Origin of the sequence: Proteus sp. G2618 (genome assembly GCF_009915995.1) — a bacterium.
GTDB classification, from domain to species: Bacteria; Pseudomonadota; Gammaproteobacteria; order Enterobacterales; family Enterobacteriaceae; genus Proteus; species Proteus terrae.
Genome location: NZ_JAABNI010000001.1, coordinates 1 through 24,592, shown reverse-complemented (window position 1 = coordinate 24,592; position 24,592 = coordinate 1). Strand labels below are relative to the sequence as shown.

General features: G+C 37.8%; 27 protein-coding genes and 1 tRNA gene. 8 read left to right on the top strand and 20 right to left on the bottom strand.

Annotation, left to right across the window (positions count from 1 at the left end; translation table 11 throughout):
- Positions 1 to 30 precede the first annotated feature (30 nt).
- From GWJ01_RS00145 to tesA, 3 genes are all read right to left on the bottom strand, one after another.
- The gene (locus GWJ01_RS00145) at positions 31 to 888 is read right to left on the bottom strand and encodes a co-chaperone YbbN (RefSeq protein WP_109401420.1); all 858 of its coding nucleotides are present in this window, start codon (positions 886 to 888) and stop codon (positions 31 to 33) included.
- A gap of 84 nt (positions 889 to 972) precedes the next feature.
- Entirely contained in the window at positions 973 to 1,758 is a 786-nt protein-coding gene (locus GWJ01_RS00140; RefSeq protein WP_109395561.1) for an SDR family oxidoreductase, read from the bottom strand.
- Between the two features lie 50 nt (positions 1,759 to 1,808).
- A complete protein-coding gene (gene tesA, locus GWJ01_RS00135; RefSeq protein WP_075673935.1) occupies positions 1,809 to 2,438 on the bottom strand; it encodes a multifunctional acyl-CoA thioesterase I/protease I/lysophospholipase L1 in 630 nt (209 codons plus the stop codon).
- Here tesA and ybbA point away from each other — a divergent pair.
- Together ybbA and ybbP are read left to right on the top strand one after the other, a co-directional pair.
- A complete protein-coding gene (gene ybbA, locus GWJ01_RS00130; RefSeq protein WP_109395563.1) occupies positions 2,409 to 3,095 on the top strand; it encodes a putative ABC transporter ATP-binding protein YbbA in 687 nt (228 codons plus the stop codon). The two genes, tesA and ybbA, sit on opposite strands and share 30 nt — an antisense overlap.
- A complete protein-coding gene (gene ybbP / locus GWJ01_RS00125) occupies positions 3,092 to 5,533 on the top strand; it encodes a putative ABC transporter permease subunit YbbP (RefSeq protein ID WP_161710555.1) in 2,442 nt (813 codons plus the stop codon). The genes ybbA and ybbP overlap by 4 nt, the downstream gene beginning before the upstream one ends.
- Positions 5,534 to 5,621: 88 nt before the next feature.
- On the opposite strand, the gene GWJ01_RS00120 is transcribed toward ybbP, so the two are convergent.
- From GWJ01_RS00120 to ppiB, 7 genes are all read right to left on the bottom strand, one after another.
- The gene (locus GWJ01_RS00120; protein ID WP_161710554.1) at positions 5,622 to 7,784 is read right to left on the bottom strand and encodes an ornithine decarboxylase; all 2,163 of its coding nucleotides are present in this window, start codon (positions 7,782 to 7,784) and stop codon (positions 5,622 to 5,624) included.
- 177 nt (positions 7,785 to 7,961) lie between these two features.
- Positions 7,962 to 8,987 (bottom strand): mechanosensitive ion channel family protein, encoded by a 1,026-nt coding sequence (locus tag GWJ01_RS00115; RefSeq protein WP_109395565.1) that lies wholly within the window; start codon positions 8,985 to 8,987, stop codon positions 7,962 to 7,964.
- 67 nt (positions 8,988 to 9,054) lie between these two features.
- A complete protein-coding gene (locus GWJ01_RS00110) occupies positions 9,055 to 10,314 on the bottom strand; it encodes an MFS transporter (RefSeq protein WP_109395566.1) in 1,260 nt (419 codons plus the stop codon).
- A gap of 123 nt (positions 10,315 to 10,437) precedes the next feature.
- Complete coding sequence (gene purK / locus GWJ01_RS00105; protein ID WP_109395567.1) at positions 10,438 to 11,505, bottom strand: 5-(carboxyamino)imidazole ribonucleotide synthase; 1,068 nt, start codon at positions 11,503 to 11,505, stop codon at positions 10,438 to 10,440.
- Positions 11,502 to 12,023, bottom strand: coding sequence for a 5-(carboxyamino)imidazole ribonucleotide mutase (purE, locus tag GWJ01_RS00100; protein WP_075673942.1), 522 nt, complete (start codon positions 12,021 to 12,023; stop codon positions 11,502 to 11,504). Before purE ends, purK begins: the two co-directional genes overlap by 4 nt.
- A gap of 134 nt (positions 12,024 to 12,157) precedes the next feature.
- Complete coding sequence (locus tag GWJ01_RS00095; protein WP_109395568.1) at positions 12,158 to 12,880, bottom strand: UDP-2,3-diacylglucosamine diphosphatase; 723 nt, start codon at positions 12,878 to 12,880, stop codon at positions 12,158 to 12,160.
- Between the two features lie 12 nt (positions 12,881 to 12,892).
- Positions 12,893 to 13,387, bottom strand: coding sequence for a peptidylprolyl isomerase B (gene ppiB, locus GWJ01_RS00090; RefSeq protein WP_006533972.1), 495 nt, complete (start codon positions 13,385 to 13,387; stop codon positions 12,893 to 12,895).
- 375 nt (positions 13,388 to 13,762) lie between these two features.
- Here ppiB and cysS point away from each other — a divergent pair, with 375 nt between their 5' ends.
- Positions 13,763 to 15,154 carry a cysteine--tRNA ligase gene (gene cysS, locus GWJ01_RS00085; RefSeq protein WP_109395569.1) on the top strand — a complete coding sequence of 464 codons (1,392 nt, stop codon included), beginning with the start codon at positions 13,763 to 13,765 and terminating at the stop codon, positions 15,152 to 15,154.
- 88 nt (positions 15,155 to 15,242) lie between these two features.
- On the opposite strand, the gene GWJ01_RS00080 is transcribed toward cysS, so the two are convergent.
- The 4 genes from GWJ01_RS00080 to folD all read right to left on the bottom strand — a co-directional run bounded on the left by GWJ01_RS00080 (position 15,243) and on the right by folD (position 18,604).
- Complete coding sequence (locus tag GWJ01_RS00080) at positions 15,243 to 15,686, bottom strand: hypothetical protein (RefSeq protein ID WP_109395570.1); 444 nt, start codon at positions 15,684 to 15,686, stop codon at positions 15,243 to 15,245.
- Between the two features lie 236 nt (positions 15,687 to 15,922).
- Positions 15,923 to 16,864 carry a 1-phosphofructokinase gene (gene fruK, locus GWJ01_RS00075; protein ID WP_109401427.1) on the bottom strand — a complete coding sequence of 314 codons (942 nt, stop codon included), beginning with the start codon at positions 16,862 to 16,864 and terminating at the stop codon, positions 15,923 to 15,925.
- Between the two features lie 651 nt (positions 16,865 to 17,515).
- Positions 17,516 to 17,728 (bottom strand): ribosome-associated protein YbcJ, encoded by a 213-nt coding sequence (gene ybcJ, locus GWJ01_RS00070; RefSeq protein ID WP_023582608.1) that lies wholly within the window; start codon positions 17,726 to 17,728, stop codon positions 17,516 to 17,518.
- A gap of 3 nt (positions 17,729 to 17,731) precedes the next feature.
- Positions 17,732 to 18,604: a bifunctional methylenetetrahydrofolate dehydrogenase/methenyltetrahydrofolate cyclohydrolase FolD gene (folD, locus tag GWJ01_RS00065; RefSeq protein ID WP_109395572.1), complete on the bottom strand. Its 873-nt coding sequence runs from the start codon at positions 18,602 to 18,604 to the stop codon at positions 17,732 to 17,734.
- Between the two features lie 190 nt (positions 18,605 to 18,794).
- Here folD and GWJ01_RS00060 point away from each other — a divergent pair.
- Positions 18,795 to 18,871 (top strand) — tRNA-Arg (locus GWJ01_RS00060).
- Positions 18,872 to 18,947: 76 nt separating this feature from the next.
- Here the strand turns inward: GWJ01_RS00060 and GWJ01_RS00055 are convergent.
- From GWJ01_RS00055 to GWJ01_RS00040, 4 genes are all read right to left on the bottom strand, one after another.
- A complete protein-coding gene (locus GWJ01_RS00055; RefSeq protein ID WP_099660096.1) occupies positions 18,948 to 19,136 on the bottom strand; it encodes a helix-turn-helix transcriptional regulator in 189 nt (62 codons plus the stop codon).
- A 64-nt stretch (positions 19,137 to 19,200) separates the two neighbouring features.
- A complete protein-coding gene (locus GWJ01_RS00050; RefSeq protein WP_161710553.1) occupies positions 19,201 to 19,713 on the bottom strand; it encodes a hypothetical protein in 513 nt (170 codons plus the stop codon).
- 160 nt (positions 19,714 to 19,873) lie between these two features.
- A complete protein-coding gene (locus tag GWJ01_RS00045) occupies positions 19,874 to 20,701 on the bottom strand; it encodes a YfdQ family protein (RefSeq protein WP_161710552.1) in 828 nt (275 codons plus the stop codon).
- 65 nt (positions 20,702 to 20,766) lie between these two features.
- A complete protein-coding gene (locus GWJ01_RS00040) occupies positions 20,767 to 21,141 on the bottom strand; it encodes a hypothetical protein (protein ID WP_006533955.1) in 375 nt (124 codons plus the stop codon).
- A gap of 498 nt (positions 21,142 to 21,639) precedes the next feature.
- Here GWJ01_RS00040 and GWJ01_RS18985 point away from each other — a divergent pair, with 498 nt between their 5' ends.
- Positions 21,640 to 22,080, top strand: coding sequence for an ECs1072 family phage-associated protein (locus tag GWJ01_RS18985; RefSeq protein ID WP_161710551.1), 441 nt, complete (start codon positions 21,640 to 21,642; stop codon positions 22,078 to 22,080).
- Positions 22,081 to 22,354: 274 nt separating this feature from the next.
- On the opposite strand, the gene GWJ01_RS00030 is transcribed toward GWJ01_RS18985, so the two are convergent.
- Both GWJ01_RS00030 and GWJ01_RS00025 read right to left on the bottom strand, forming a co-directional pair.
- Positions 22,355 to 22,558 (bottom strand): hypothetical protein, encoded by a 204-nt coding sequence (locus GWJ01_RS00030; protein ID WP_161710550.1) that lies wholly within the window; start codon positions 22,556 to 22,558, stop codon positions 22,355 to 22,357.
- A 124-nt stretch (positions 22,559 to 22,682) separates the two neighbouring features.
- Entirely contained in the window at positions 22,683 to 23,390 is a 708-nt protein-coding gene (locus GWJ01_RS00025; protein WP_290013676.1) for a LexA family transcriptional regulator, read from the bottom strand.
- Between the two features lie 86 nt (positions 23,391 to 23,476).
- Here GWJ01_RS00025 and GWJ01_RS00020 point away from each other — a divergent pair, with 86 nt between their 5' ends.
- From GWJ01_RS00020 to GWJ01_RS00010, 3 genes are all read left to right on the top strand, one after another.
- Positions 23,477 to 23,710: a transcriptional regulator gene (locus GWJ01_RS00020; RefSeq protein WP_006533952.1), complete on the top strand. Its 234-nt coding sequence runs from the start codon at positions 23,477 to 23,479 to the stop codon at positions 23,708 to 23,710.
- Positions 23,711 to 23,761: 51 nt separating this feature from the next.
- Positions 23,762 to 24,220: a YmfL family putative regulatory protein gene (locus GWJ01_RS00015; RefSeq protein ID WP_072065169.1), complete on the top strand. Its 459-nt coding sequence runs from the start codon at positions 23,762 to 23,764 to the stop codon at positions 24,218 to 24,220.
- A gap of 88 nt (positions 24,221 to 24,308) precedes the next feature.
- A complete protein-coding gene (locus GWJ01_RS00010) occupies positions 24,309 to 24,518 on the top strand; it encodes a hypothetical protein (RefSeq protein ID WP_072070914.1) in 210 nt (69 codons plus the stop codon).
- The last annotated feature ends 74 nt before the right edge of the window (positions 24,519 to 24,592 follow it).

Sequence of the window (24,592 nt, the reverse complement as noted above, 5' to 3'; positions counted from 1 at the left end):
TCCTAAATCTGCTCTAATAAGAAAATAAAATTAATAAAGTAAAGAATACACCATGCGACGATATTTAGACGCCAAATTATCATTAGTACCTAATGCTGATAAAATATCCATCAGGGTTTTCTTAACTTGTCCGTCACCTGCATTTAGATCTTTTTTGATAAAGCTAAATAGCAATTCTAACGCTTCTTCATTACGAGCAACTTCATGTAATTTTAGTGCAAGCTGAATAGCAAGATCGGTATTTTCAGGCTGTTGATTAAAATCGTTTTGTAACTGTTGAATTTCAGGCGTATCAGCAGCCTGTTTTTGTAATTCAATTTGCGCTAACAAACTGTGGTAGTAACTATCTTGATCTTGTAATGGGATAGTCATTAACAAGGTTTGAGCTTCTTCATTTTTATTTAAAGAAATTAAAGCACCTGCTAGCGCAAGCGTAATTTCACTATTTTTAGGTGCGAGTTGATGCGCTTCTTTTAGCAGAGGTAAAGCATCTTCTGCTTTTCCTTCAGAAAGTAATTGTGCGGCTTGTGCCGCTTTCAACTCTTCTGGTTTAGGTAATACATTGGCTAAAACTTGGCGAATTGCTTCTTCAGGTTGAGGGCCTTGGAAACCATCAACTGGGCGACCTTCTTGCAATATATAAACTGTTGGAATAGCACGTAGACCAAACTGTGAGGCAATCATTTGTTCAACATCACAATCCAATTTTGCCAAAATAAATTGATCAGCAAATTCGGCTGCCAGTTTATCTAATGTTGCGCCAAGCTCTGCACAATGAGGGCTACGTTCTGAATAGAAGTACATCATGACCGGTTTCGTCATGGATTGTTCTATAATTTGTTGAATATTTGATTCATTTACATCAACAATATGTGCAGTTGCTAACATTAGCTTGTCCCTTTTTGAGAGTTTTAAATATAGATGCGATTTATAAAGCTATTTTATTAATAAGTAAGGGTGGATACTGAAAAATCAAGCCTTGCCACTTTGGCGACTGAGAATTGTATCCATTAAAATATCAGGTAGAAAGCGCTTTAGTATTCTGACAGCGTAAGTTAATAAGGTTACGGGATAACGTATCTTAGGTTTTGGGCTTTCTAAAGCATGAATGAGCTTTTTCACGACATCTTCAGGCGTTAATGTGAAACGACTCGCAATCCCCGGATTTTTTACAGGTTTATCTTTTTCAGCTTGAGCGACATTCTCAGTGAAACAAGTTCGTATTGGGCCTGGCTCTATTAAACTCACCTTAACTCCAGTATGCGCTATTTCCATTCTTAGCGCATCAGACCATGCTTCTACAGCATATTTACTGGCTGCATAAGCACCTCGACCTGGCGTTGAGATAATCCCCATTACAGAACTCGTTTGAATAATACGTCCTTCTCCATGAGGTAACATTGCAGGTAGAAGTAATGTAGTAAGCTGATGTAAACCAAAAAAGTTAGTCGAAAACTGTTTTTCCATTTGTTGGCGAGTAATGGCATCTAATGGGCCATAAACACCAAATCCGCCATTATTAAATAATCCATATAAACGACCGTTTGTCAGGCGAATAACTTCTAGTGCTGCATTTTTAACACTTTTTGGATCATCAAGGTCAAGATGAATAGGTTCTAATCCCAGTGTTTCCATGCGTTCAAGGTCTTCACCTTTACGGCAAGCAGCAAGAACTCGATAGCCTCTTTTCTGTAGTGCTTTTGCTGCACAGAGTCCTATTCCACTGGAACTTCCTGTAATCAATACCGTTTTTTGCATAATTTTACAATTAATCTCGTTTAATCTACGTCAACTACTGTCAGAATAGTCTAACGTGTTAGGTAAGGGGATAATGTTTCATCCATCCACTGCGTAATAAAAGGCTGAGCATCTTCATTGGGGTGTATGCTGTCATTTTGCATCCACTCAGGCTTATCAGCGATTTTCTCCATATAAAAAGGAAGCAGAGGAAGCGCATTATCTTCAGCGAGTTTTGGATAGATAGCTGAAAATGATTGTGTATAACGTTTACCGTAATTAGGTGAAATCATTATTTGCATAAAAAGTGGCGTTGCACCGGCATCTTTCACTTGTGTAATGATGTTTTGTAATGCCTCTTTTGTTTGTGCAACAGGGTATCCCTGTAAACCATCATTTGCACCTAATTCAATTAAAACCCAGCGTGGTTGATGCTGTTTTAATAAATCAGGAAGCCTATTTTGTCCCTGAAAGGCTGTTTCACCACTAATGCTTGCATTAACAACATTAATATCAGGGTAGGTTGTTTTCCATTTATCAGCAAGGCGTTGTGGCCATGCGCTTTCAATTGGAAGACGGTATCCTGCACTCAAGCTGTCACCAAAGATCAAAAAGGTATCAGCAGCAATTGCCTTAAAGCTAAACATCATCATAACGATAAGGAAAAATGTATGTCGACGGAAAAGGTTCTTGAAGTTCATCAGTTAACCAAACAAGTAGGACAAGGTGATAGTCAGATCTCTATATTGCAGGGTGTTGAGCTAGTTGTCGAGCCTGCACAAACAATTGCGTTAATTGGTGAGTCAGGATCGGGTAAATCGACCCTGTTAGGGATCATCGCGGGGTTAGATGATGGCACCTCTGGCAATGTGCATTTGATGGGGGAAGATCTCACAAAAATGAATGAAGAAGAGCGTGCCAAGTTGCGTGCTGAACATGTTGGTTTTGTTTTTCAATCATTTATGTTGATCCCAACATTGAATGCACTTGAAAATGTGCAGTTGCCCGCATTATTAAAAGGTGAGTCAGAAAAGCACAGCCATGCGCGTGCAGTTGATTTACTTAAGCTGTTAGGGTTAGGTGAACGTTTATACCATATGCCAGCACAGCTTTCTGGCGGTGAGCAACAGCGCGTTGCATTAGCAAGAGCATTTTGCACTCAACCTGCCATTCTTTTTGCGGATGAACCAACAGGGAACCTTGATCGTAAAACTGGCGATAAAATTGCTGACTTGTTGTTCTCTCTTAACCGAGATTATGCAACAACCTTGATTTTAGTGACTCATGACAATGAGCTAGCTGCTCGTTGTCAAAGACGATTACGATTAGTTGATGGACAACTTAAGGAGGAGTCATGATTTGGCGTTGGTTTTGGCGTGAATGGCGTTCTCCTGCATTATTAATTGTTTGGCTTTCTTTAGCGCTGGCAGTTGCTTGTGTGCTCGCTTTAGGGCGGATAGGTGATCGCATCGATAAAAGCATTTATGCTCAAAGCCGCGATTTGATCGCTGGTGATTTAGTCTTACGTGCATCTTATCCTGTTGATGAAAACTGGCTTGCTGAGGCGAAGAAGGAAGGGTTAACCCTCAGCCGTCAAATGCAATTTACTACCATGTCTTATGCGCCTGAAGGTGATACACCTCAGCTTGCGTTGGTGAAAGGCGCAGATAATTTATATCCATTGTATGGTGAGTTAGAAACAGAGCCAGCAGGCTTAAAGCCTGAAAAAGGGACGGCCCTTGTTGGTGCTAGATTACTTGAATTACTTGATATAAAAGTCGGCGATAATATTGATGTAGGCGATGCTTCATTTACTATCAGTGGTGTATTAATTCAAGAGCCAGACAGTGGGTTTAATCCTTTTCAAATCGCCCCCCGTATTTTAATTAATCTTGATGATGTGGAAGCAACTGGAGCTGTGCAACCCGGAAGCCGCCTGACTTATCGCTATATGTTTGCGGGCGATGAAGCGGTGATTGATAGTTATCAGCAACGCTTCGACCCACTATTAAAGCCAGATCAGCGTTGGAATAGTTTAAAACAAGATAGCGGGGCACTTTCACAATCAATGGAGCGTGCAAAAAACTTTCTTTTGCTATCAGCTCTATTGACATTATTGCTTGCTATATCAGCGGTTGCTGTTTCAATGGCTCATTATTGCCGGACTCGTCATACCTTAATCGCGGTATTAAAAACACTAGGTGCAGATAAACGGGCATTGAGAAAGTGGATCGTTGGGCAGTGGGGGGTGATCTTAATTGGTGCTATTGTTGTAGGCTCATTAGTCGGGCTTGTTTTTGAGGCAATATTGCTACAAATTTTAGCACCAGTGTTACCTAAAAGTTTACCTGAAGCGAGTTTCTTACCATGGGTATGGTCAGTGGGTTCCTTGTTGTTAATAGCTTTATTAACAGGATTAAGACCTTATTATCAACTAATGGCGACACAACCTTCTCGTGTATTAAGAAGTGATACCACGGCACCTATCTGGCCTCTTCGTTACTATTTACCGATTGTAGGCTTAATTATTGTTGGTGCTTTGACGCTTTTTGCGGGGACGGGCGTTTTACTCTGGTCAATTCTATTTGGTGTTGTTGTTATTGCTTTTTTATTGGGGGGGATTGGTTGGCTTGGATTGTGGGTGTTAAAGCAGTTTAAATTTCGCCAACTCAGTGCGCGCTTAGCAGTAACTCGCTTGTTGCGACAGCCTTTTCAGACCATGACTCAATTGGCTGCTTTTGCACTTTCATTTATGTTGTTAACACTATTGGTGCTGATCCAAGGTGATTTATTAGATAAATGGCAAAAACAGTTACCCGAAGATAGCCCTAATTACTTTCTGATCAATATGTCTGCACCTCAAGTTCAAGAAGTTAATACCTTGTTGGCAAAGTATAACGTTGAACCAACGGATGCATTTCCTGTGGTATTAGCGCGCTTAACGCAGATTAATGAGAATAATGCTAAAGAGTGGGCAGATAAACGTGATGCTGGTAATAACACTGTTCGTCGAGAGCTTAACTTAACGTGGCATAGCGAGTTGCCAAAAGATAACGTGATTGTTGAGGGAACATGGCCTCCAGTGGGAAATGGTGTTTCTCTTGATCAAGGTGTTGCTGAACAACTCGAAATTAAATTGGGTGATGAATTAACATTTGTTGGTGATACTCGTGAATTTAAGTCGATTGTTACTAGCATTCGCCATGTTGATTGGGAAAATATGCGTCCTAACTTCTTCTTTATCTTCTCTGAAGAAGGGTTAAGTAATCAGCCAGAAAAATGGATGAGTAGTTTTTATTACAATGGTGAAGGGACGTTAATTACGGCACTTAATCGGCAATTTCCAACTGTAAGCGTATTAGATACAGGCGCATTAATTCAGCAAGTTCAACAAATCTTACAGCAAGTCAGTCGAGCATTGGAGATTATGGTTGGATTGGTAATGATCTGTGGTGCGTTATTGTTAGTTGCCCAAATTCAGGTAGGAATGACACAGCGACGTATTGAGCTAGTGGTATATCGAACATTAGGCGCAGGTAATTCATTATTAAGACAGACTCTTTGGGCTGAATTTGCATTATTAGGTTTAATGGCGGGATTAGCTGCGGCGATTGGTGCGGAGGTTGCATTAAGTTTATTACAAATATCGGTGTTTAATTTCCCTTGGCAACCGCAATGGGGAATGTGGATCATTGTACCTATTGTTGCTGCACTATTACTTTCATTATGTGGCAGTATCTTAGGGATCAGATTGTTGCAAGATAAAGGGCAGTATCGACGAATTCAAGGCGAATAGTTGAAATAAGTTGGGCTTATAAATAGAGTTAAATAAAAATGCTGATGTTATTAAATATCAGCATTTTTTATGGGGAAGGATTAGACAATTATTCTTTTATAACATAAGCATAAATGCGCTTGCTGCCATCATCTTCATCATAAATATAAACTCCTTGAAGTTCAGTTGAAAAACCTGGTAGTTGATTAATCGTGACTTCAAGTGCCTGAAAATAGCGTAAAACAGCACCATCCCAAATTTCACCGGGGACAGCACATAAAACACCTGGTGGATAAGGTAAAGCACCTTCTGCGGCAATTCTGCCTGCTAATTTATTTAAAGGTAAAAACTCAATATTACCACGAACAAACTCAATATTAGCTTGTTGCGGACTTAGTGCTCGCTTAGGAAAATGACTTTTTCTAAACATCTGTTTTTGTAGCAACTTGATATTATATGTGACACAAATATCATGCATTTCCTGACAGAGTTGACGCAATGTATAGCCCTGATAACGAGATTGATAGCGACGATAAACAGAAGGCAATATATTTTCTAATGGCACATCTTCAACTAAGTACTTTTCAAATTGAACAATCAAAGAGGTTAAGCGATCAAATTTCGCTTGATCCTCTGCGGGAGTCAGCAAAAATAAGATTGAATTAAGGTCGCTTTTTTCAGGAATAACACCGTGCTCACGTAGATAATTTGCCAAAATAGATGCTGGTACACCAAAGGATTCATATTCCCCTGTATGAGGATCGATCCCCGGCGTTGTAAGCATTAATTTGCAAGGATCAACAAAGTATTGATTGGTGGCGTAACCTTCAAATGAGTGCCAATTATCATTAGGAATAAAATTGAAAAAACGTTGATCGTGAGCGATTTCATCGGTGTCGTGATCTTGCCAAGCAAGTCCATCAACTACTTCAGGAATAAATGGCTTAATAAACTGACACTGTTTTAGTAATGATTTACGAGCTTCGATGCCTTGTTTTACGCAACTCATCCACATTGCTTCACCACTTTTACCCGAATGCATTTTTGCATTGACATCAAGAGCCGCAAAAAGGGGATAAAATGGGCTGGTGGACGCATGGATCATAAAAGCATTATTCATACGTTTATGATTAACATAACGTGATTGCCCTTTAAGGTGCGCATCTTTTTTATGTATCTGTGAGGTTTGTGAAAAGCCCGCTAATTGCTTATGAACTGATTGAGTAACCAGAATACCGGGATCGTCTTTATTAAGCGTTAGTAATAAAGGGGAACACTGTTTCATCATCGGAATGAATTGTTCATAACCAACCCATGCAGAATCAAATAAAATGTAATCACAAAGATGACCAATTTTATCGACAACTTGTCTTGCGTTGTAAATCGTACCGTCATAAGTACCCAGTTGAATAACGGCTAAGCGAAAAGGGCGTTTATCGAATTGGCGTTCTGGCGTAATTTCTGCGATTTGTTGGCGTAAATAGCTCTCTTCAAAGCAATGTGCATCTATACCTCCGATAAAGCCAAAGGGATTACGAGCGGTTTCTAAATAAATAGGTGTCGCTCCGGCTTGAAGTAACGCGCCATGATGATTGGATTTATGGTTATTTCTATCAAATAGCACTAAATCATTCGGTGCCAATAAGGCATTTAAGGCAACTTTATTAGAAGAGGATGTTCCATTTAAAACAAAATAGGTTTTATCGGCATTAAACACTTGCGCTGCGAAAGTTTGGGCCTCATAAGGCGCACCTTCATGAATAAGTAAATCACCCATTTCCACATCAGCATTACAGAGATCAGAGCGAAATAGATTCTCACCAAAATATTGATAAAACTGTTCCCCTGCGGGATGACGACGAAAGAACTCCCCGCCTTGATGACCGGGACAATCAAAAGCAACGTTCTTTTCGGCAACATAATTCACTAAGCGTGAAAAAAATGGTGTTGTCAGACTCTTTTCATATTGCTGTGCAGCTTCATTAATCAACGTACTATTTTTTTGATGTGCGCTTTTATCTGTAATCACAATCCCTGAAACTTGATTAAGTAATTCAGCACTGACTGTATCATTAAGATTAACTGCAATAAATACGGGGAGTTGAAAGCCTGTTTGATGAATGCGATATAGTTCGCCAGACTCAATATCTGACAATGACAAAACTACTGCTGACACTTGCGTTAAATTTGCATCAACAATATCAACAATCGGACGTTCACAATAAAAATAGTGTGAAAGAGTAGGGTGACACGCCAACTTCATTTTTTTCATTATACTCGCGTTTTTATCAATAGAAGAATTGGCGAACAATATACTTGGTTGTGAATGTGATTGAAATAAATTAAAAGATAAATTAGGTGGTTTTATGCATTTGAAACGCATAATTCACCACTTTGGCAAGTGGGTGAATGGATAAGTTTATGAGAAAATAAACTTATCCATTTTGTATTATTGGGTAATTGGAGAAGGTTTTTCGATATAGACCGTTTGAGATGGAAAAGCAAAATCAGCGCCATGTTTATGCACAATCTCAATTATCTTTAAATAGACTTCTTGCTGAGCTTCAAGCCACTGCGCCCATACTGTTGTTTTAGTAAAACAATACACCATGATATTGAGTGAAGAGTCTGCAAATTGATTAAAATAGACTAACAAAGTTTGTTGTGTATCGATTTTGTCATTTTGCATCAGCATGGTGCGAATATCTTCAACGATCACGCCAATTTTATCTGAATCTTCGTAACGTAAACCGAGTTCAGTTTCAATACGTCGATTAGTCATTCTTCCCGGGTTTTCCACACTAATAGAGGAAAAAATTGAGTTAGGAATATAAAGTGGTCGATGATCAAACGTGATAATTTTGGTAATACGCCATCCAATTTCAACTACTGTTCCTTCAATATTACGATCAGGAGATCGAACCCAATCACCAATATTAAAAGGACGATCGAAATAGAGCATGACCCCTGAGAAAAGATTACTTAATACATCTTTACTTGCCATGCCAATGGCGATACCACCTAATCCGCCAAATGTCATTAAGCCGGATAAGCTCATACCAAAATGCTCACCGAACAATAAAATGATAATGACAAATAGAGTGATTTTAAATATGCGAGAAATAATACGAGCAGAAGTAGGGTCACTACCTTTTTTAATTTGAACTTTTTCTAATCGATTAATTAGTAAGAAAAACTTTCTCATTAAAATTAATGCAATGCCGACATAGGTGAAAAAATTAATCATCCTAAAGGAGATAAAGTGGAGATTAAAATCGACCACGGCCATTTCACAATATTGGCTTAAGATAAGCACTAAACTACAAAGCAAGATAGCTTGGCTGATATGAATAATAATATTTCTGCGGCGTTTTTTCTTTTTGTCATGAAAAAAAGATACGGCGACAAAACCAACAAAACAGGCTAAAGCTATGCCAACACCTATTGAGTATTTTATTATTAATGCATCATTCATCAGCTTAATGTCTCCTTAGAAAATGCGTTCTTATAATACGAAACTCACTATCTTGCTTATTTAATGGTTACTTTTCTTGTTCACTTGCATGCTGAAATTTAGGATAGACTGGTGGTTTCATAAACAGTGTTATCGCTAAAATCAGTAAAACAGGGATGGTTAAAATCAAGAATGCAGGTGTAAAACTACCTGAAATATCTTTGATTGCTCCAGCAAAGAAAGGTGCTAAACAAGCCAGTGTTGAAATTAAATTCATCACTGAAAATAGCTCAAGGTAAGGAGAGCGGCCAAAATAATTAGCAAGTAAAATACTTGATGCTAAGAATGTCATGCCATAACCGATACCGACACAAACCGTAAATAAGATTAGGTAAATCCAAGAATTAGCCATACTTAGTGAGAGCAACCCAATGATAATAATACTTAAACTTGCGATAAGTAATTTTTTAGGTTCTAACCATTCACCAATAGCCCCACCAGCTAGGCGTGAGAAAGCATTAATAAATGCCATACTACTCAATAGTGTTGCGGCAATAGTTTCACCAAAACCATTTTCAATAATATGTGCAACAGCAAAACTATTGACCGTGATCCCACACCATAAAAAGGCCGTATAAGTCGCAGCAATAACATAAAATTGCCATGTTCTTAAAGCATGACGAGCCGTCCAAATCTCTTTAGTTTGATAGATACGTTTTGTGGTTTGAAGTTGGCTAATTTTTTTTGCGTGCTCTTGTTCTTTAGTGCCTTCGCGTAAAAATAAAATAGTGAGAAGAGTAACAAGAGTAAGTGTGATCGCTGAAATAAGCCAGTGCATTCGCCATGTATGCCATAAATGGGTTGCTAAAAAATAGATCCAAGGCCCAGCAACACCACCTAACCCACCAATGGTAAAATAAACACCAAAGGCAAAGGACTGTTTTTCAAATAAGCGGGAAATAACATAAGTACCGGGTACAGTAGCCAGTAGCGTAAAACCAATACCTAACAGCGCAGTACCGAGAAAATAACGTGCAATGGTGTATGTTTCATAAAGAAAATAGAAACCACTGACAAAAATGATTAATCCGATAAGTAGTGTAAGGCGAACACTTAATTTACGGATCAGCAATGTAGGTAAAAAACTCGCAAGACCGCAGGTTAATCCTAATAACGTAAAGCCAAGGCCTGCTTGAGTCCAGTTCCACTCTAGCTCGTTTATCATACTAGGAAGAACAACGCCTAAAGAAGTAAATGTGGTTGCGGTAGCTAAAAAATACACAAAGCCCAATAATATCAGCATACTCCACTGATAAGCGGGCCCAAAAGTCTGTTGCGTGGCTTGCATCCTGACTCCATCAAATGGGTGCAGTAACCTGAATAATCAGGAGAAAATAGCGAATAACAGACCTCTTTATCTAAGGCCTGTTCGTTTAAAGGCTATTATTCTCTAACTTTATGAGTCGGACTGCTAGCTTAATTTTTCTAAAGCCCATTTGATAGGGTACTGATAAGCATCATCAAGCATCAAGCTTAATGATTTGAGTGTCTCTTTCAGTGGTTGATTATCGCGATGTACAAGATTGAGATGGCCCACTTTGCGGACAGGGCGAACTTCTTTTTCATACCAATGTAAATGAACTAATGGTAATGAAAGCCATTGAGGGTTGACATCAGTACCAATCAAATTAACCATTACTGCCGGTTGGCAAACCTCAGGTTTTGGCATAGGTAAATCCAAAATTGCACGTAGATGTAACTCAAACTGGCTAATTGAGGCACCATTTTGTGTCCAATGACCACTGTTATGAACTCGAGGGGCTAATTCGTTAATAAGTAATTTATCACCAACGATAAAGCACTCCATCGCCATTACACCCACATAATTGAGCTTATTAAGGATGGGGGTCAGCATTTTTTCCGCTGATTGTTGTAGTTTTGACGCAGGTGTTGGTAAGGCAACACTCATGCGTAAAATGCCATCTTGATGCAGGTTGTGAGTCAAAGGGTAGAAAACACAATTTCCGTTACTATCTCTTGCACCTACTAATGACACTTCACCTGAAAAAGGAATACCTTGCTCAACAATACACTCACCATAAATTTCAGCAGGTAATTGTTGTTCTTCACCGGGATGAATTCGCCATTGACCACGACCGTCATACCCACCAACACGGCGCTTCACAATAATAAAATCACCCAATTGAGCGAAGATATCAGGCCATTGTGTTGGTGATGTTAATGGTTGCCAAGGTGCTGTTGCTAAACCTAGCTCATCAAGGAGTTGTTTTTGAGGTAATCTATCGGCAAGCAATGGGAAAATGTCACGGTTTACAAAATTAGTATGACGTTCTAATTCTTTGGTGAGTGCAGTTTCAGGCCAGCGTTCAATTTCAGCTGTGATGATGCTTTTTTGATAAGGAACTGCTTCAGGTTCTGCATCTAATCCCACTGGATAAACTGCAATTCCTAAAGGTTCACCGGCTTGTCTTAGCATTCGCCCTAGTTGGCCATTTCCAAGAACACAAACTGGCTTCATAGTGCCTCCCTTGGATCAGGGTTATTTAAGACATCATCAGTTTGTGCAGTACGCCATGCTGTTAGTGCTTCAAAAATAGTAGGGGAGTGTAATGCTAAAATTTGAGCGGCTAATAAAGCGGCATTGGCGGCACCAGCTTTACCAATCGCTAAGGTTCCCACAGGAATTCCTTTCGGCATTTGTACAATAGAGTAAAGGCTATCAACACCGCTTAATGCTGCACTTTGAACAGGAACACCTAATACAGGGACGAGTGTTTTTGCTGCGAGCATACCCGGTAAATGGGCAGCACCGCCTGCTCCGGCAATAATGACATCAAAGCCATTACTTTTGGCTTGTTCTGCAAAGCTAAATAGCTTATCAGGGGTACGGTGTGCAGAGACAATCTCAACATGATAAGGAAGTTGTAGTGCGTCTAGTACATCAGTGGCATGAGACATTGTTGCCCAGTCACTTTTAGAGCCCATTACAATAGCGATACGAGCGGAAGAGGTATTTAGACCAACTTGAGAAGACATTACTTAACTGCTCCTGTAAGCATAAACGGATATAGCCTAATAAACTGAGCATGATAGTATCACGCTAATACGCATAGGAAAACGTTTGCGTAAAGAAAAAATAGCCTTTTTATGTAGAAAATAAGCAAAACAACTTAGAAGGGAAAATGAATAAGTTCTATTTTTTCAGCCGTTACTTTAAACATAGAACCTTCAGTATGCCAAGCACCTAATACACCACGATAATGTATTTTATCATCAATATTAACAGTATGAATTGCTGGACGATGAGTATGACCATGGATCATCCATTCTGTATTGAAATGCTTAAAAGTATCAATCACTGCCTGCGGATTAACATCCATAATAGCATCAGACTTATACTGATTTTCGTGCTGGCTACGTGAACGCATTTTGTCAGCGATACGCAGTCGAATAAATAGAGGCAGTTGTAAGAATAAGCGCTGAATAAATTTATTATGCACTTTTTTACGGTAACGTTGATACGCTTCATCATCTGTACAAAGTGTATCACCATGCAAAATTAGGATGCGATGCTTCTCAATTTCGAGTACTTTTTCTTGTGGAAGTAAGGTGATACCACTCTCTTTTGCAAAACGAGAGCCAATTAAAAAATCACGATTTCCATGAATAAAATAACAAGGTACTCCTGCATTTTTTAGCGTCATCAGAGCTTGAGCAATTTGTTGATGCAAAGGATTAGGATCATCGTCACCTATCCAAAAATCAAAAAAATCACCTAGGATATAAAGAGCTTTTGCATGAATAGCTTGTTCTTTTAAAAAGCGAAGAAAACCGGCAGTGGTTGCCGGTTCATGTTCACTTAAATGCAGGTCTGCAATAAAAAGCGTACACATAAAAAGTGAGGCTTATTCGCTAACCGTTACACTTTTAATGACGATATCTTCACGAGGAACATCTTGGTGGAAACCGCTACGACCTGTGGAAACAGCTTTAATTTTATCAACAACGTCCATGCCTTCAACAACTTCAGCAAAGACACAATATCCCCAACCATTTGCGTTTTCAGCACGGAAGTTTAAGAAATCGTTGTCTGCAACGTTGATAAAGAATTGAGCAGTAGCAGAATGTGGATCGTTCGTACGAGCCATTGCTAATGTACCGCGGTTGTTTGCTAGGCCATTGTTTGCTTCGTTTCTTACAGGCGCTTTGGTCGCTTTTTGGTTCATACCTGGTTCAAAGCCACCACCTTGGATCATAAAACCATTGATGACACGGTGGAAAATAGTGTTATCGTAGAATCCTTCTTTACAGTAGTCTAAAAAATTTTCTACGGTTGCAGGTGCTTTGTCTGCAAATGTATTAATCACGATATCGCCGTAATTGGTATGAAAAGTAACCATATTCAGATCCTAATATAATTTTAGCTTTACCCAGATTTGGGCATAAACAACAGTCCCGTTTTTATATCACAGTTGCCTAATTTAGTCAGTATGCATCTTTTTCTCGTTCTGATTTTTCTTGCTAAATAAATCAGTAATAGAGAAAAAAACACTTTTCGCTAAAATTTAGCCACATAACAGAAGTTTGATTGTTCACTATCAACGATTGAACAGTGAAAATAAGTGTTAAGCGGAGTAAGATAAAGGTACTAATCTTGAGTTTGCTTTGTCTTCAAGATCCAATATCCTAATAAACATTCATGTTATAGTAATTGTTATTTTCTTTTATATAAAAACGTAATAAACACGTACAGTTGAAAACGGGAACGTCCACTGATGCTAAAGATTTTTAATACTCTCACTCGCCAAAAAGAAGAATTTAAACCTATCCATGCAGGAAAAATAGGTATGTACGTGTGTGGCATCACTATTTATGACTTATGCCATATTGGTCATGGACGTACATTTGTGGCTTTTGACGCCATAACCCGTTATCTGCGTTACTTAGGATACGATGTTAACTATGTTCGTAACGTAACGGATGTGGATGATAAAATCATCAAACGTGCGATTGAAAATAATGAAACATGTGAGCAATTAACGACTCGTATGTTAGCTGAAATGCATAAAGATTTTGATGCATTAAATATTGCTCGCCCTGATTCAGAGCCGCGTGCAACACACCATATTGCTGAAATTATAGAATTAACAGAAGCGTTAATTAAACGTGGACATGCTTACGTTGCCGACAATGGCGATGTGATGTTTGCGATTGATACTGATCCTGATTATGGTTTACTTTCTCGCCAAGATTTAGAGCAACTACAAGCCGGTGCTCGTGTTGAAGTGGCTAACGTAAAACGCAATCCAATGGATTTCGTCTTATGGAAAATGTCTAAACCGGGTGAACCAAGCTGGGAGTCTCCATGGGGAGAAGGCCGCCCGGGTTGGCATATCGAATGTTCTGCGATGAATGGTAAAGAATTAGGACATCATTTTGATATTCATGGTGGTGGTTCAGACTTAATGTTCCCTCATCACGAAAATGAGATTGCACAATCAACTTGTGCCCATGATGGCCCTTACGTTAATTACTGGATGCATTCTGGTATGGTGATGGTAGACAAAGAAAAAATGTCTAAATCACTTAATAACTTTTTTACTATTCGTGATGTATTGGCTTATTACGATGCTGAAACTGTGCGTTATTTCTTATTATCAGGCCATTATCGTAGTCAACTTAACTACACTGAAGAAAACTTAAAACAGGCTCGTACTGCATTAGAACGCCTCTATACTTCATTACGTGGCACTGATGCAGATGCACAACCTGTGGGTGGTGAAACGTTTGAAGCACAATTTATTGACGCAATGAACGATGATTTTAATACACCAGAAGCTTATTCAGTTTTGTTTGATTTAGCTCGTGAAGTGAATCGCCTAAAATCAGTTGATATGAATGCAGCGAATGGCTTAGCCGCGGTATTACGTAAACTTGCTAAGGTATTAGGTTTATTAGAGCAAGAGCCTGAATTCTTCTTACAAAGTGGCGCTAAAGCAGATGATGCTGGTGAAGTTGAAAAAATTGAATCGTTAATTCAACAGCGTAATGATGCTCGTAAAAATAAAGATTGGGCTGCTGCTGATGTTGCTCGTGACGCATTAACAGCGATGGGGATTGTTTTAGAAGATGGTCCTCAAGGAACAGTTTGGCGTCGTAATAATTAATACAATGATTGAGTAGTTACACTTAATACATGTTTAATATAAAAATATCGGATATTTAATATCCGATATTTTTTGTCTGATGATTAATTTATTGACTAATAATACTAGTTTTTCTTTCGTTATCTTTTTGTTTATCTTCAAAATAAGAAATCACATTTTCAGAGAAAAAAAGCCGATGTGTTAAGATAACGATAATAGAAAAAACAACAAAGCCAATCTCTGACATATTTGTTAATGACATCGAAATACTAAGCATAAAAAAGAGCGAAATAGATAAACATACCCATGAAATTTTCAAAAAAGAGTAAGCATTTCTACTATTTCTAGCTAGTTTTATCCATGCTGTAACTTGCATTATCATTGTTATAATTAGACACAGCATGATGAAAAAACCCACTAGCATTGTTTGGCCGCCACCCATTGCCATTGCTAATAAATAAATTGGTGCCCCGGCAACTAATATAAATAAACTTACACCTAAAAATAATACCGAAATAACTTGGATCCATAAAAGTACTATGGGCCTTTCCATAACTTCTCCTAAAAACAGAAATAAGTTTTTATTGGCTTTAGAATATCTTTATCAAATTTTATTAAAGTGAAGTTTATCGAATAAATAGAAAAAATAAAGTTTGATTTAATAATAAATAAATATTAATCAATTTAAGAGATTCTATTTTAGAGCTTTATAACATAGCGTTAATATATTTAATGAAGGCAGTGGTAATTCTACTTAATATTATTCAACTTACCACCGAATGTTATTACTTATAATTTTAGAGGAGTTAATTCTACTTCTGCCATCATTTTTGCTAATTGTTCACGATCGTGAATACCAACATTGGTTTGGCTTACAGCAAGCGCAGAAACAGCAGTAGCTAGACGTAAGGTGTGCTCACTGGTTTGTCGCATCATTAAACCATAAATTAAACCACCCACCATTGAATCTCCAGCACCAACTGTACTTACAACATCACATTTAGGTGGTTTTGCCATCCATGCACCTGATGCATTTACCCACATAGCACCTTGTTCACCTAATGAAATAACAACATGGGCAATACCTTGCTGACGTAATGTTTGTGCCGCTTGTACAACATCAGAAAGTTCAGGTAAAGGTCTGCCTGCCCAAATCTCTAATTCATGATGATTAGGTTTAACTAACCAAGGAGAGGCTTTTAATCCTGCGACAAAAGCATCTCTGCTACTGTCGAAGATCAAGCACATACATTCGCGACGTAAGCGTGTCATCCACGCAGTGAAATCATTGAGATCAACACTCGGGGGAACACTACCGCTGACACAAATCATATCAAATTGACCCGCCCAACTTAGCGTGTCGTTAACAAAGCGAGTCCAGTCTTGTTTTGTGATTTCAAAACCTGAAAAATTGAAGTCAGTCACTTTGCCATTAGGCTCTGTGAGTTTGACATTAATACGAGTACGGCCTTCAACCATTTGAAAACGGTTAGCGATACCGGAGTCACTGAACTCTTTTTGGAATCCATCTTGGTTTTCTTTGCCTAAAAAACCGCCAACAGTAACATCAACGCCAAGGCTTTTTAAAACCTTAGCCACATTGATGCCTTTACCAGCAGCATGGAAGCCAGCCGTTTTAACACGATTAACTTCACCAAGTTCAATGGGATTACTTAAACCAACAAGATCATATGCAGGGTTAAGTGTGATGGTTGCTACTCTGCGTTTCATGCTAGTTCCTTACCTTAAATAAAAGAACAGGCATCGGTTTTTGCTGCAATTTAGCAAAGACAGAGATACCTTGAGTGGGTAAGTCGAGCATAAAATCTCCTGTTAGATAAAGGGCAAGAAAGACTTAAATATCACAAAATAACAACTAAAATAGTGCTGTTAGGCTGAATCGTTTCAAATTATAACCTGTAATTTAGTACAAACAATGTTCTTTTGCCTAATGAAAGTAGAAATAAATTAGATCTAAATCACATTTAAGGGCATTTAAACATGAATAAACGGATAAAAATATCAATAAAAAGGGTTGTTGCTGAAGTTTTACAGTAATGGTTAAAAAGTGTTATCCATATATAAAATAATAACTTATAGCATTTCTTTTTATCTGTTTTTTTATAAAATGTACAATTTGCTGAACTGCGAAAGGAGATTATAACCATAGATCGGCTTAAAAATGATGATCTAAATTTAAATAAATTAAATTAAATTTTATTATTTTATTTTAATTCAATTGGTTATATTGATTTTTCTTTTTGGAATATGACTAAATAAGAAAAAAGAGGGAGAAAATGCGAATTAAAGGCAAAAAAGGATTAAAAAGAAAAAAGCGAGGCTAAGATAGCGACGCTTTTTCAATATTAATTAATTTGCTGATTATTTGCTGACGCTAACGGAAAACTCACCAAAGGTGACCACTTTTCCTGCAACAATTTTACAGCGTTTACGGGTTTCAACTTCGCCGTCAACACTCACTAAACCTTCAGCAATGACACTTTTAGCAGCAGCTCCGCTTTCAGTCCAACCTTGAAGTTTTAATAAATCACAAAGCTCGACATAGTCATGCCCATCTAATTGAAATGTTTCCATCGATTAATTATTTCCTGTTTCAGGGTCGTGATACTCTTCGCATGCTTGCAAAGTATTTTGAATAAGTGTGGCTACTGTCATTGGACCTACACCACCAGGGACAGGAGAAATCCAGCCCGCACGTTGAGATGCTGCCTCAAAATCAACATCCCCGACAACTTTACCACTTTCAAGACGGTTTATACCGACATCAATCACGATTGCACCCGGTTTAATCCACTCACCAGGAATAAAGTTAGGCTTACCTACCGCCACAACAACTAAATCCGCGTGCTCAACATGAAAGCGCAGATCTTTAGTAAAACGGTGAGTAACCGTTGTTGTACAACCCGCAAGTAATAGTTCTAAGCTCATCGGGCGACCAACAATATTTGATGCACCAATAATAACGGCATTTAAGCCATTCATAGGAATATTACAACGCTCTAGTAGTGTGACAATACCACGAGGTGTGCAAGGGCGTAATTTAGGTGCTCGCTGGCATAGGCGACCGATATTGTAAGGGTGAAAGCCATCCACATCCTTATCAGGATGAATGCGTTCTAAAACCTTAACATTATCAATTCCGGCAGGTAAAGGGAGCTGAACGAGGATACCATCGATGGTGTTGTCTGCATTAAGCTGGTCGATAAGATTTAATAAATCAGCTTCACTGGTAGTATCTGGTAAATCATAGGAGTGAGAAATAAAGCCTACTTCTTCACAAGCGCGACGTTTACTTCCAACATAAATCTGTGATGCTGGGTTATCACCCACTAAAATAACAGCTAAACCAGGCGCTCGTTTTCCTGTATTAATACGTTGTTTTACTTTTTCTGCAACTTCACTTCTGATGGTCTGCGCAATCGATTTCCCATCTATAATTCTTGCTGACATCTATACATCCAAATTATTCAATTACGGTATTGGTCTATTTTGTCAGATCAAGAGCAATCTGTCAGTCGAATACTTGCCATATTTTGACCATATAGTTTGATATCGTTGAAAAAGCGTTGACTCTCAGAATGTTGAACGTATAATTCACACCCGTTATCAGCAGTGATTGCTGACGTCTAAGTTCCTCTAGGCGCCCTTAGCTCAGTTGGATAGAGCAACGGCCTTCTAAGCCGTAGGTCACAGGTTCGAATCCTGTAGGGCGTACCATTTAAAATCAATGAGTTACAAGATTTTAAAAAGAAACCCGCAAGAGATGCGGGTCAAGTAACGGGTCAAGTTAGCATTACAGTTTTTCACTTCTAACCCACTCTTCATAGACATGTTCTGGCCAGCCTAAAAACGTACCACCTTTTGTTTTTTGTGGTTTTGGGAATTCCTTTCTCTTTGCATACATTCTCCATAACGTAGTTTTGCTTTTCCCTGTCAATTGAACCATTTCTTTCATTTTTATATATTTTATTAGTGCTGACATATTTTCTCTCCACACTGTCCGTACACAGTTTTAATAGATATTAATTAATGCGGTGAGCAATTGATTATTTAGTTATAATATTTTTTATTAATATTACTTCTTGTGATAGTTCATTTAATGAACTACTTATTCTATTATATATTTCTTCCCTCTCTTTTTTCTCTCTTTTTTCTCTTTCTTCCCTCAGTTTTTTCTTTCTTTGTACTTCACGTTTTTTTATTTTATTTTGATTTATATAGTAAAAAAATGTATTAACAAAAAATAGAAATGAGAAAAATATAGTGTTCTCAAAATAATAAATTTTAAAAAAATCACTTACTATATTATTAGTTCCTTTATAAATTAACACCCCAGATATGATTATTATTGCTAGAGTTAATGCCCTTAAAATCACTTGAGATACGTAGTTAGTACGCCATATTGAAATATAATATATCAACATAGATGCGAGAAATATTGATAGGTTTATTATATCCACTTTATCAGAATACATAGCGTATATAATGAAAGTTGATATAAATAAAGCAAGCATAGTATCTATGAATTTATTGAATAATATAAGTGTTTTGTTAATCATATGTGATTCCAGAATAAATGTTAGCTATTATAGATGGTTGGATAGTGTATATTATCAAATGTTAATAATATTGCTCTTCTTTTTAAATTCAACAACTCATACACATGTTTTATTTTAATATTAGCGGATCGCCACCAATAAGATGGCGATTAATTAATAATTAAGCTGAAAATTTGCCAATGAATGTTTCGATTTCACTTTCATCGAATTCATCACAAAGCAGATTGCGAAACTCTTGAGCGATTTGCTCTTCAAGGTTTTCAAGTTGAACAATACGGAGCACTAAGGTAGGAACATCACCGCCAGTAAGTACGCTATAACGCAATTTAATGTTACGTTCTTTTAACTCGTCATACGGAGTGCAGGTGAACTGGAATGCTGTTGGCATAACATCTTTGCTTCTTGCTTCAACATTTTCTAATACTGAACGTTTGGCACTAAAATCGTGATCTTCATGTTCAGCAGAGCGTGTTGATTCAATCGTAATACGGCGAACAGCAGAAATAGCTTGTTTGATATCTAGAACATTACCGTTAGCATCGAACGCCATTAAATAATCACGCCAGTCTTCTAACCATTCCGCTAATTCTTTTTGACGATGTTTAACACCATCAATTTTTAATAGTGCTGCGAATGGGGCTGTTTGTTTTAATTTCACAAGAGCCGTATTATCAGCATGACCAGGCTCACCAATTGTGCCGATATTGAAAATAGTTTTGGCACTCATTTCATTGGCATCAATAAAGCAGCTAACACCTTCATCAATTGCATTCTTGATTGAGTATTTAACAAAATCACTGATGCTTGTTGTTTTCATTTCACCACGGAAACGGAAGCGACCTTCTTGTAAGTTTTCTAAACTACTTACTTTAAAGTCATTAGGAAGGACAATGGCAGGGCAAAGAGACTTCTCTATTGCATCGAGACTTAATGAAGCCACCGCCATATTTTGAATTTGCGAAATAGCATTACCGTCTAATTGAGACATGAATAAACTCCTACTTATTTAAAAGCATTAAATTAAATGGATAGGTTTAATTAAAAATAAGGAAACTAATTAACGGATTTTAATTTCCCGTCGGGCTGACCTTGCAAAGAAAATAATTGACCTTGGTCTTCTTGCATAATAGTCAACTTACCACCTTTACCCACGTACATTGGTGTTTTTGTGGTGTCTTCTTCAGCCCGTTTTCCGCGTGGTGTTGGTGCAGAGAATTTAAGTTTATGAGTTATTTCAACTCGTTTTTCTTCCATTGAATTACTAAGGCGAGCAATATCTAATTCAATAGTGACTTTGCCTTTTCCACCATTATTTAAAACGCCTAAAGCCACATCATTTAAAACAGCAGAGACTTTATTTTCAAAAACGCCAGCGTCCAATTCGGAAAGAAAGTCGGGAACATTTGTCTTACGATCTTCTTGGCTCATTTCTATAACCTCACGTTATCACTTCACACAATAAGAAAGGGCACTAGCTACAGTAGATACCTGATATGGACTGTCATGGATGAATGCCAGTACCCTTGTTTATTGAGTTAGTTTTAGTGATTGGTGGTAGGTGCTTATCTCCTACTTGTATGACTGGAATCGAACCAGCGACACATGATTTTTTCACCGCTCTACCATCTGAGCTACATACTCACAATCGGTACACCCAGCCTAGGAACCTGGTCACCCTCATGCCTAGCACATCAGCCTGTGCATTCACCAATCCTAAAACTAACTCTATAAAAATGGCTGACTGGGCAGAACATTATCACCGCACCCCCGTTAATGGTTTAAGACTCAGCCAGTCATTGTTTCTCTTCACACTTTAAATATTGTGCCTGATTATTTTCCCACCTCAGGCGGTGGTGGTTTCCTCTATTCCCCAACAGAAGGAAGCTTGCTATATTTCCTTTACCCCAACATTAAAAGGAAATACCTATGTCTATTTATTCAAATTTATGGGCCGATTTAAGTGATTCACTTTGTAATGCTCACAAACTAGAACCTTGTTATTTTAAAGATAACGATCCAAGATCACATTCTGTACGCAAGAAAGCCTATCTTTTATTTCTTATTGAAGTCGTTACTTACGAATATCGAAAAAATGAAATAAATATTTGGTTTAAACAGTCATTCACTAATACTTTAAAATCATTTATTTATAATAAAACTACATTACCACCTGACCAATTTTCTAAACTTACTGATAGCGAAAAAATTATAGTTTTGCAGGAACATCTCCTTGCATACCCTCTACCTGAAAAGGCTCGAAGTTTTCTAGAAAACCTAAAATCTCCTTTATCTTCTGATGATTTTGAAGTAGATCTCTCTCTAGGTTGGACCCTCGGTAGTGGATGGAAATATTTAAAGCATCAGTAGCTGCTTTGTTTGCTTCATCTGTAACATGGTAAAGTTCAGCTAATTGGAAGCTTACTAGATTCAGTCTATCTTTAAGCCGAACAAAGGGATAAAAGCCTTTAGATAAAATCTCGTGTAATTCAGCACCAGTAAAGTTGGCAGGATCAATATGAATTAAGCTTACATTGATTTTGCCACTGTCATTTTTACTCATTGAGTTATTCACGCCAATTTCTCCCCACACAATTGTTTCTCTTCACACGTTCTCTTCACACGTTCTCTTCACACATAAAAATCATTTTCTTTGGGTCTGAATAGCACTTTTATTTGCGTACTCTGCTATTTCAGCATCCAGTTTTGCTAGTTTATCCACCAGCTCTTCACGTCTTGCGTTTAACTCACCGATGACTTTGATAGACGATAGTTTCTCTTTCATCCAATCAACAACATCTGCATCAGTGAAATTGGCTGGCGGTATAATTACTGGTTCAGTTGTCATAAGTATTCTCTTCACACACTTTATTTCGCTTTAGAAATAGAATGCAACTAAAAGTAGATATTGTCAACAACTAAAAGTAGAAAGCAGGGGCGTAAAAAAACCAACTTTTAGTTGGTTTTAATGTTTATGCGAATTGTTTAAATGACATTGGTAGGCTTCTTATAAGCTTTCCATGAAAATAAACTTCATGTATTTCATGATCATCAATAAAAAATGGAGGGTAAAAATCATTATCTGATATTACAGCTAACTTCCTACCTTTAACGCGTTGCAATCGTTTAATAAAGGTAGAATCTTCAAAGTTAAAGATATAAATACCATCACCATTGAACTGATTTATTTTGGTATCTATAAAAAGTAAGTCTTTAGGGTTCAGTGTGGGAGTCATGCTATCACCATCCACATTGATGATCATTACGCCGTCTAGATTACTACGACCAAATAACTCATAAATACGTTCTTGTGGTATTTCTATTGATCTAACTACTTCTGGGAATGGATTATTAATATAGCCATTTCCTGCTGACGCAAAAGCCTCGATTTGTCTAACTGTGGCTGTATCTTTATTAAATTCGTTTTGAGGATCAGATTGTAGACCTACACCATAGTCAAGATATGCGGGGGTTGAAAAAACGGTTTTAGCAACTAATTCCATCTTATCATCTCTAGGTTTGGCTGTGCCTAATGTATATCGACGTGCCATTTCATAAGACACACCAACTTGTTCGGACAATTGCCGAATATCTACATTAACCTCTTTCATTCGCTGGGTTAGTCGTTTAGCGAAACTATCGTATTTATTATTTTCTACCATAAGTAGAATTCTATCCACCAATCTCACCCTTGTCATTTCTATTTTAAGTTGTTTTATTTGTCTACTTTAAGTAGTATTGGTGTATTACTTAAGGAGAGGCATCTATGCACCAAGAAAATTATACAGAAAAAGCAATTAGAACAATCGGAGTGCCATCTGCTGTATCTCGAATGTTTGGCTTTAATTCCCCTCAGTCAGTTTTTAACTGGATTAAAAATAACAAAGTACCAGCAGAGCGAGTGATTCAACTATGTGAATTAGGTGGTTGGGTTGTATCACCGCATCAACTACGACCTGATCTCTACCCAAATAAAACCGATGGTCTACCAAAACAATAACAAAACCGTTTAAAGCAGTTAACTACAAGAATTTATCAATGGTGGTAGGAAATGAGTAACCAATCAATAAAACAGGTAGTGAAAGAAATGTGTGAGGCAACAGCTGGTGGGCGTGAGGCAATGGCTGGTGCGCTTGGTCTGTCTTTAACATCGTTCAACAACAAGCTTTATGAGAAAAACGGTTGTCGTTCGTTTGATTTAAACGAGCTGTTAGCAATGCAGGATATCTCTAAAACCGTTTTGTTTGCTGAGTTTGTTGCTCGTGAATCAAATCGCTTGTTGGTGGATAGAGTCAATCCAGCTGAACTAGATACAACCGAGTTATTCACATTACGAAGCAATGTTGACGAAATGCAAGGGCGTTTAGCCTTATTGATGAAAGATAGTTTAGCTGATGGCGTTATTGATGGTGATGAAGAGCAAAAGATAAAAATGATGTTGGATGGATTAATTTCACAGACCCGCACATTTATGAATGCGTTTGTTTCGTTACATCAAAAGAGAAATTAAAGATGGCTATATCCAGAAAGGGTGAAGCCAAAGGTGTACGGCCTCTGGCTTCGGTTTGCAAATTTCAATTGTGTGAAGAGAAATTAGCATGAGTAGATTAGCGCATTTAATACCTAAAAAGCAATTTCGTTGTTTACCTGTCTCGGGTAGTCAGTCATTTCGCTATGTAGAAATCATAGCCTCTGACGAACAACCAGACAACTACAAGAAACCGGCACATTTGGTAGATAGACAATCGCTTAAAAAGGCATGGGCTGATTTTTATTTTTCAAGTGGAGAGCGGGGCAATGAACAATGAGAACCCAAACAAACTTGATCGCTACTACAAAAATCACAGGGGTATCGTTGTTCATGTTGTTCGTTATGACAGAG

What these genes read in the sequence shown, in the direction of transcription:
- GWJ01_RS00020 (WP_006533952.1), top strand. Translation starts at nt 23,477, where the DNA reads ATGCACCAAGAAAATTATACAGAAAAAGCAATTAGAACAATCGGAGTG.
- ybcJ (WP_023582608.1), bottom strand. Translation starts at nt 17,728, where the DNA reads ATGGAAACATTTCAATTAGATGGGCATGACTATGTCGAGCTTTGTGAT.
- ppiB (WP_006533972.1), bottom strand. Translation starts at nt 13,387, where the DNA reads ATGGTTACTTTTCATACCAATTACGGCGATATCGTGATTAATACATTT.
- GWJ01_RS00080 (WP_109395570.1), bottom strand. Translation starts at nt 15,686, where the DNA reads ATGGAAAGGCCCATAGTACTTTTATGGATCCAAGTTATTTCGGTATTA.
- ybbA (WP_109395563.1), top strand. Translation starts at nt 2,409, where the DNA reads ATGTCGACGGAAAAGGTTCTTGAAGTTCATCAGTTAACCAAACAAGTA.
- GWJ01_RS00110 (WP_109395566.1), bottom strand. Translation starts at nt 10,314, where the DNA reads ATGCAAGCCACGCAACAGACTTTTGGGCCCGCTTATCAGTGGAGTATG.
- folD (WP_109395572.1), bottom strand. Translation starts at nt 18,604, where the DNA reads ATGTCAGCAAGAATTATAGATGGGAAATCGATTGCGCAGACCATCAGA.
- GWJ01_RS18985 (WP_161710551.1), top strand. Translation starts at nt 21,640, where the DNA reads ATGTCTATTTATTCAAATTTATGGGCCGATTTAAGTGATTCACTTTGT.
- GWJ01_RS00055 (WP_099660096.1), bottom strand. Translation starts at nt 19,136, where the DNA reads ATGTCAGCACTAATAAAATATATAAAAATGAAAGAAATGGTTCAATTG.
- GWJ01_RS00115 (WP_109395565.1), bottom strand. Translation starts at nt 8,987, where the DNA reads ATGAATGATGCATTAATAATAAAATACTCAATAGGTGTTGGCATAGCT.
- GWJ01_RS00015 (WP_072065169.1), top strand. Translation starts at nt 23,762, where the DNA reads ATGAGTAACCAATCAATAAAACAGGTAGTGAAAGAAATGTGTGAGGCA.
- fruK (WP_109401427.1), bottom strand. Translation starts at nt 16,864, where the DNA reads ATGAAACGCAGAGTAGCAACCATCACACTTAACCCTGCATATGATCTT.
- GWJ01_RS00030 (WP_161710550.1), bottom strand. Translation starts at nt 22,558, where the DNA reads ATGACAACTGAACCAGTAATTATACCGCCAGCCAATTTCACTGATGCA.
- GWJ01_RS00045 (WP_161710552.1), bottom strand. Translation starts at nt 20,701, where the DNA reads ATGTCTCAATTAGACGGTAATGCTATTTCGCAAATTCAAAATATGGCG.
- GWJ01_RS00140 (WP_109395561.1), bottom strand. Translation starts at nt 1,758, where the DNA reads ATGCAAAAAACGGTATTGATTACAGGAAGTTCCAGTGGAATAGGACTC.
- cysS (WP_109395569.1), top strand. Translation starts at nt 13,763, where the DNA reads ATGCTAAAGATTTTTAATACTCTCACTCGCCAAAAAGAAGAATTTAAA.
- purK (WP_109395567.1), bottom strand. Translation starts at nt 11,505, where the DNA reads ATGAAGCCAGTTTGTGTTCTTGGAAATGGCCAACTAGGGCGAATGCTA.
- GWJ01_RS00010 (WP_072070914.1), top strand. Translation starts at nt 24,309, where the DNA reads ATGAGTAGATTAGCGCATTTAATACCTAAAAAGCAATTTCGTTGTTTA.
- GWJ01_RS00120 (WP_161710554.1), bottom strand. Translation starts at nt 7,784, where the DNA reads ATGAAAAAAATGAAGTTGGCGTGTCACCCTACTCTTTCACACTATTTT.
- ybbP (WP_161710555.1), top strand. Translation starts at nt 3,092, where the DNA reads ATGATTTGGCGTTGGTTTTGGCGTGAATGGCGTTCTCCTGCATTATTA.
- purE (WP_075673942.1), bottom strand. Translation starts at nt 12,023, where the DNA reads ATGTCTTCTCAAGTTGGTCTAAATACCTCTTCCGCTCGTATCGCTATT.
- GWJ01_RS00050 (WP_161710553.1), bottom strand. Translation starts at nt 19,713, where the DNA reads ATGATTAACAAAACACTTATATTATTCAATAAATTCATAGATACTATG.
- GWJ01_RS00145 (WP_109401420.1), bottom strand. Translation starts at nt 888, where the DNA reads ATGTTAGCAACTGCACATATTGTTGATGTAAATGAATCAAATATTCAA.
- GWJ01_RS00095 (WP_109395568.1), bottom strand. Translation starts at nt 12,880, where the DNA reads ATGTGTACGCTTTTTATTGCAGACCTGCATTTAAGTGAACATGAACCG.
- tesA (WP_075673935.1), bottom strand. Translation starts at nt 2,438, where the DNA reads ATGAACTTCAAGAACCTTTTCCGTCGACATACATTTTTCCTTATCGTT.
- GWJ01_RS00040 (WP_006533955.1), bottom strand. Translation starts at nt 21,141, where the DNA reads ATGAGCCAAGAAGATCGTAAGACAAATGTTCCCGACTTTCTTTCCGAA.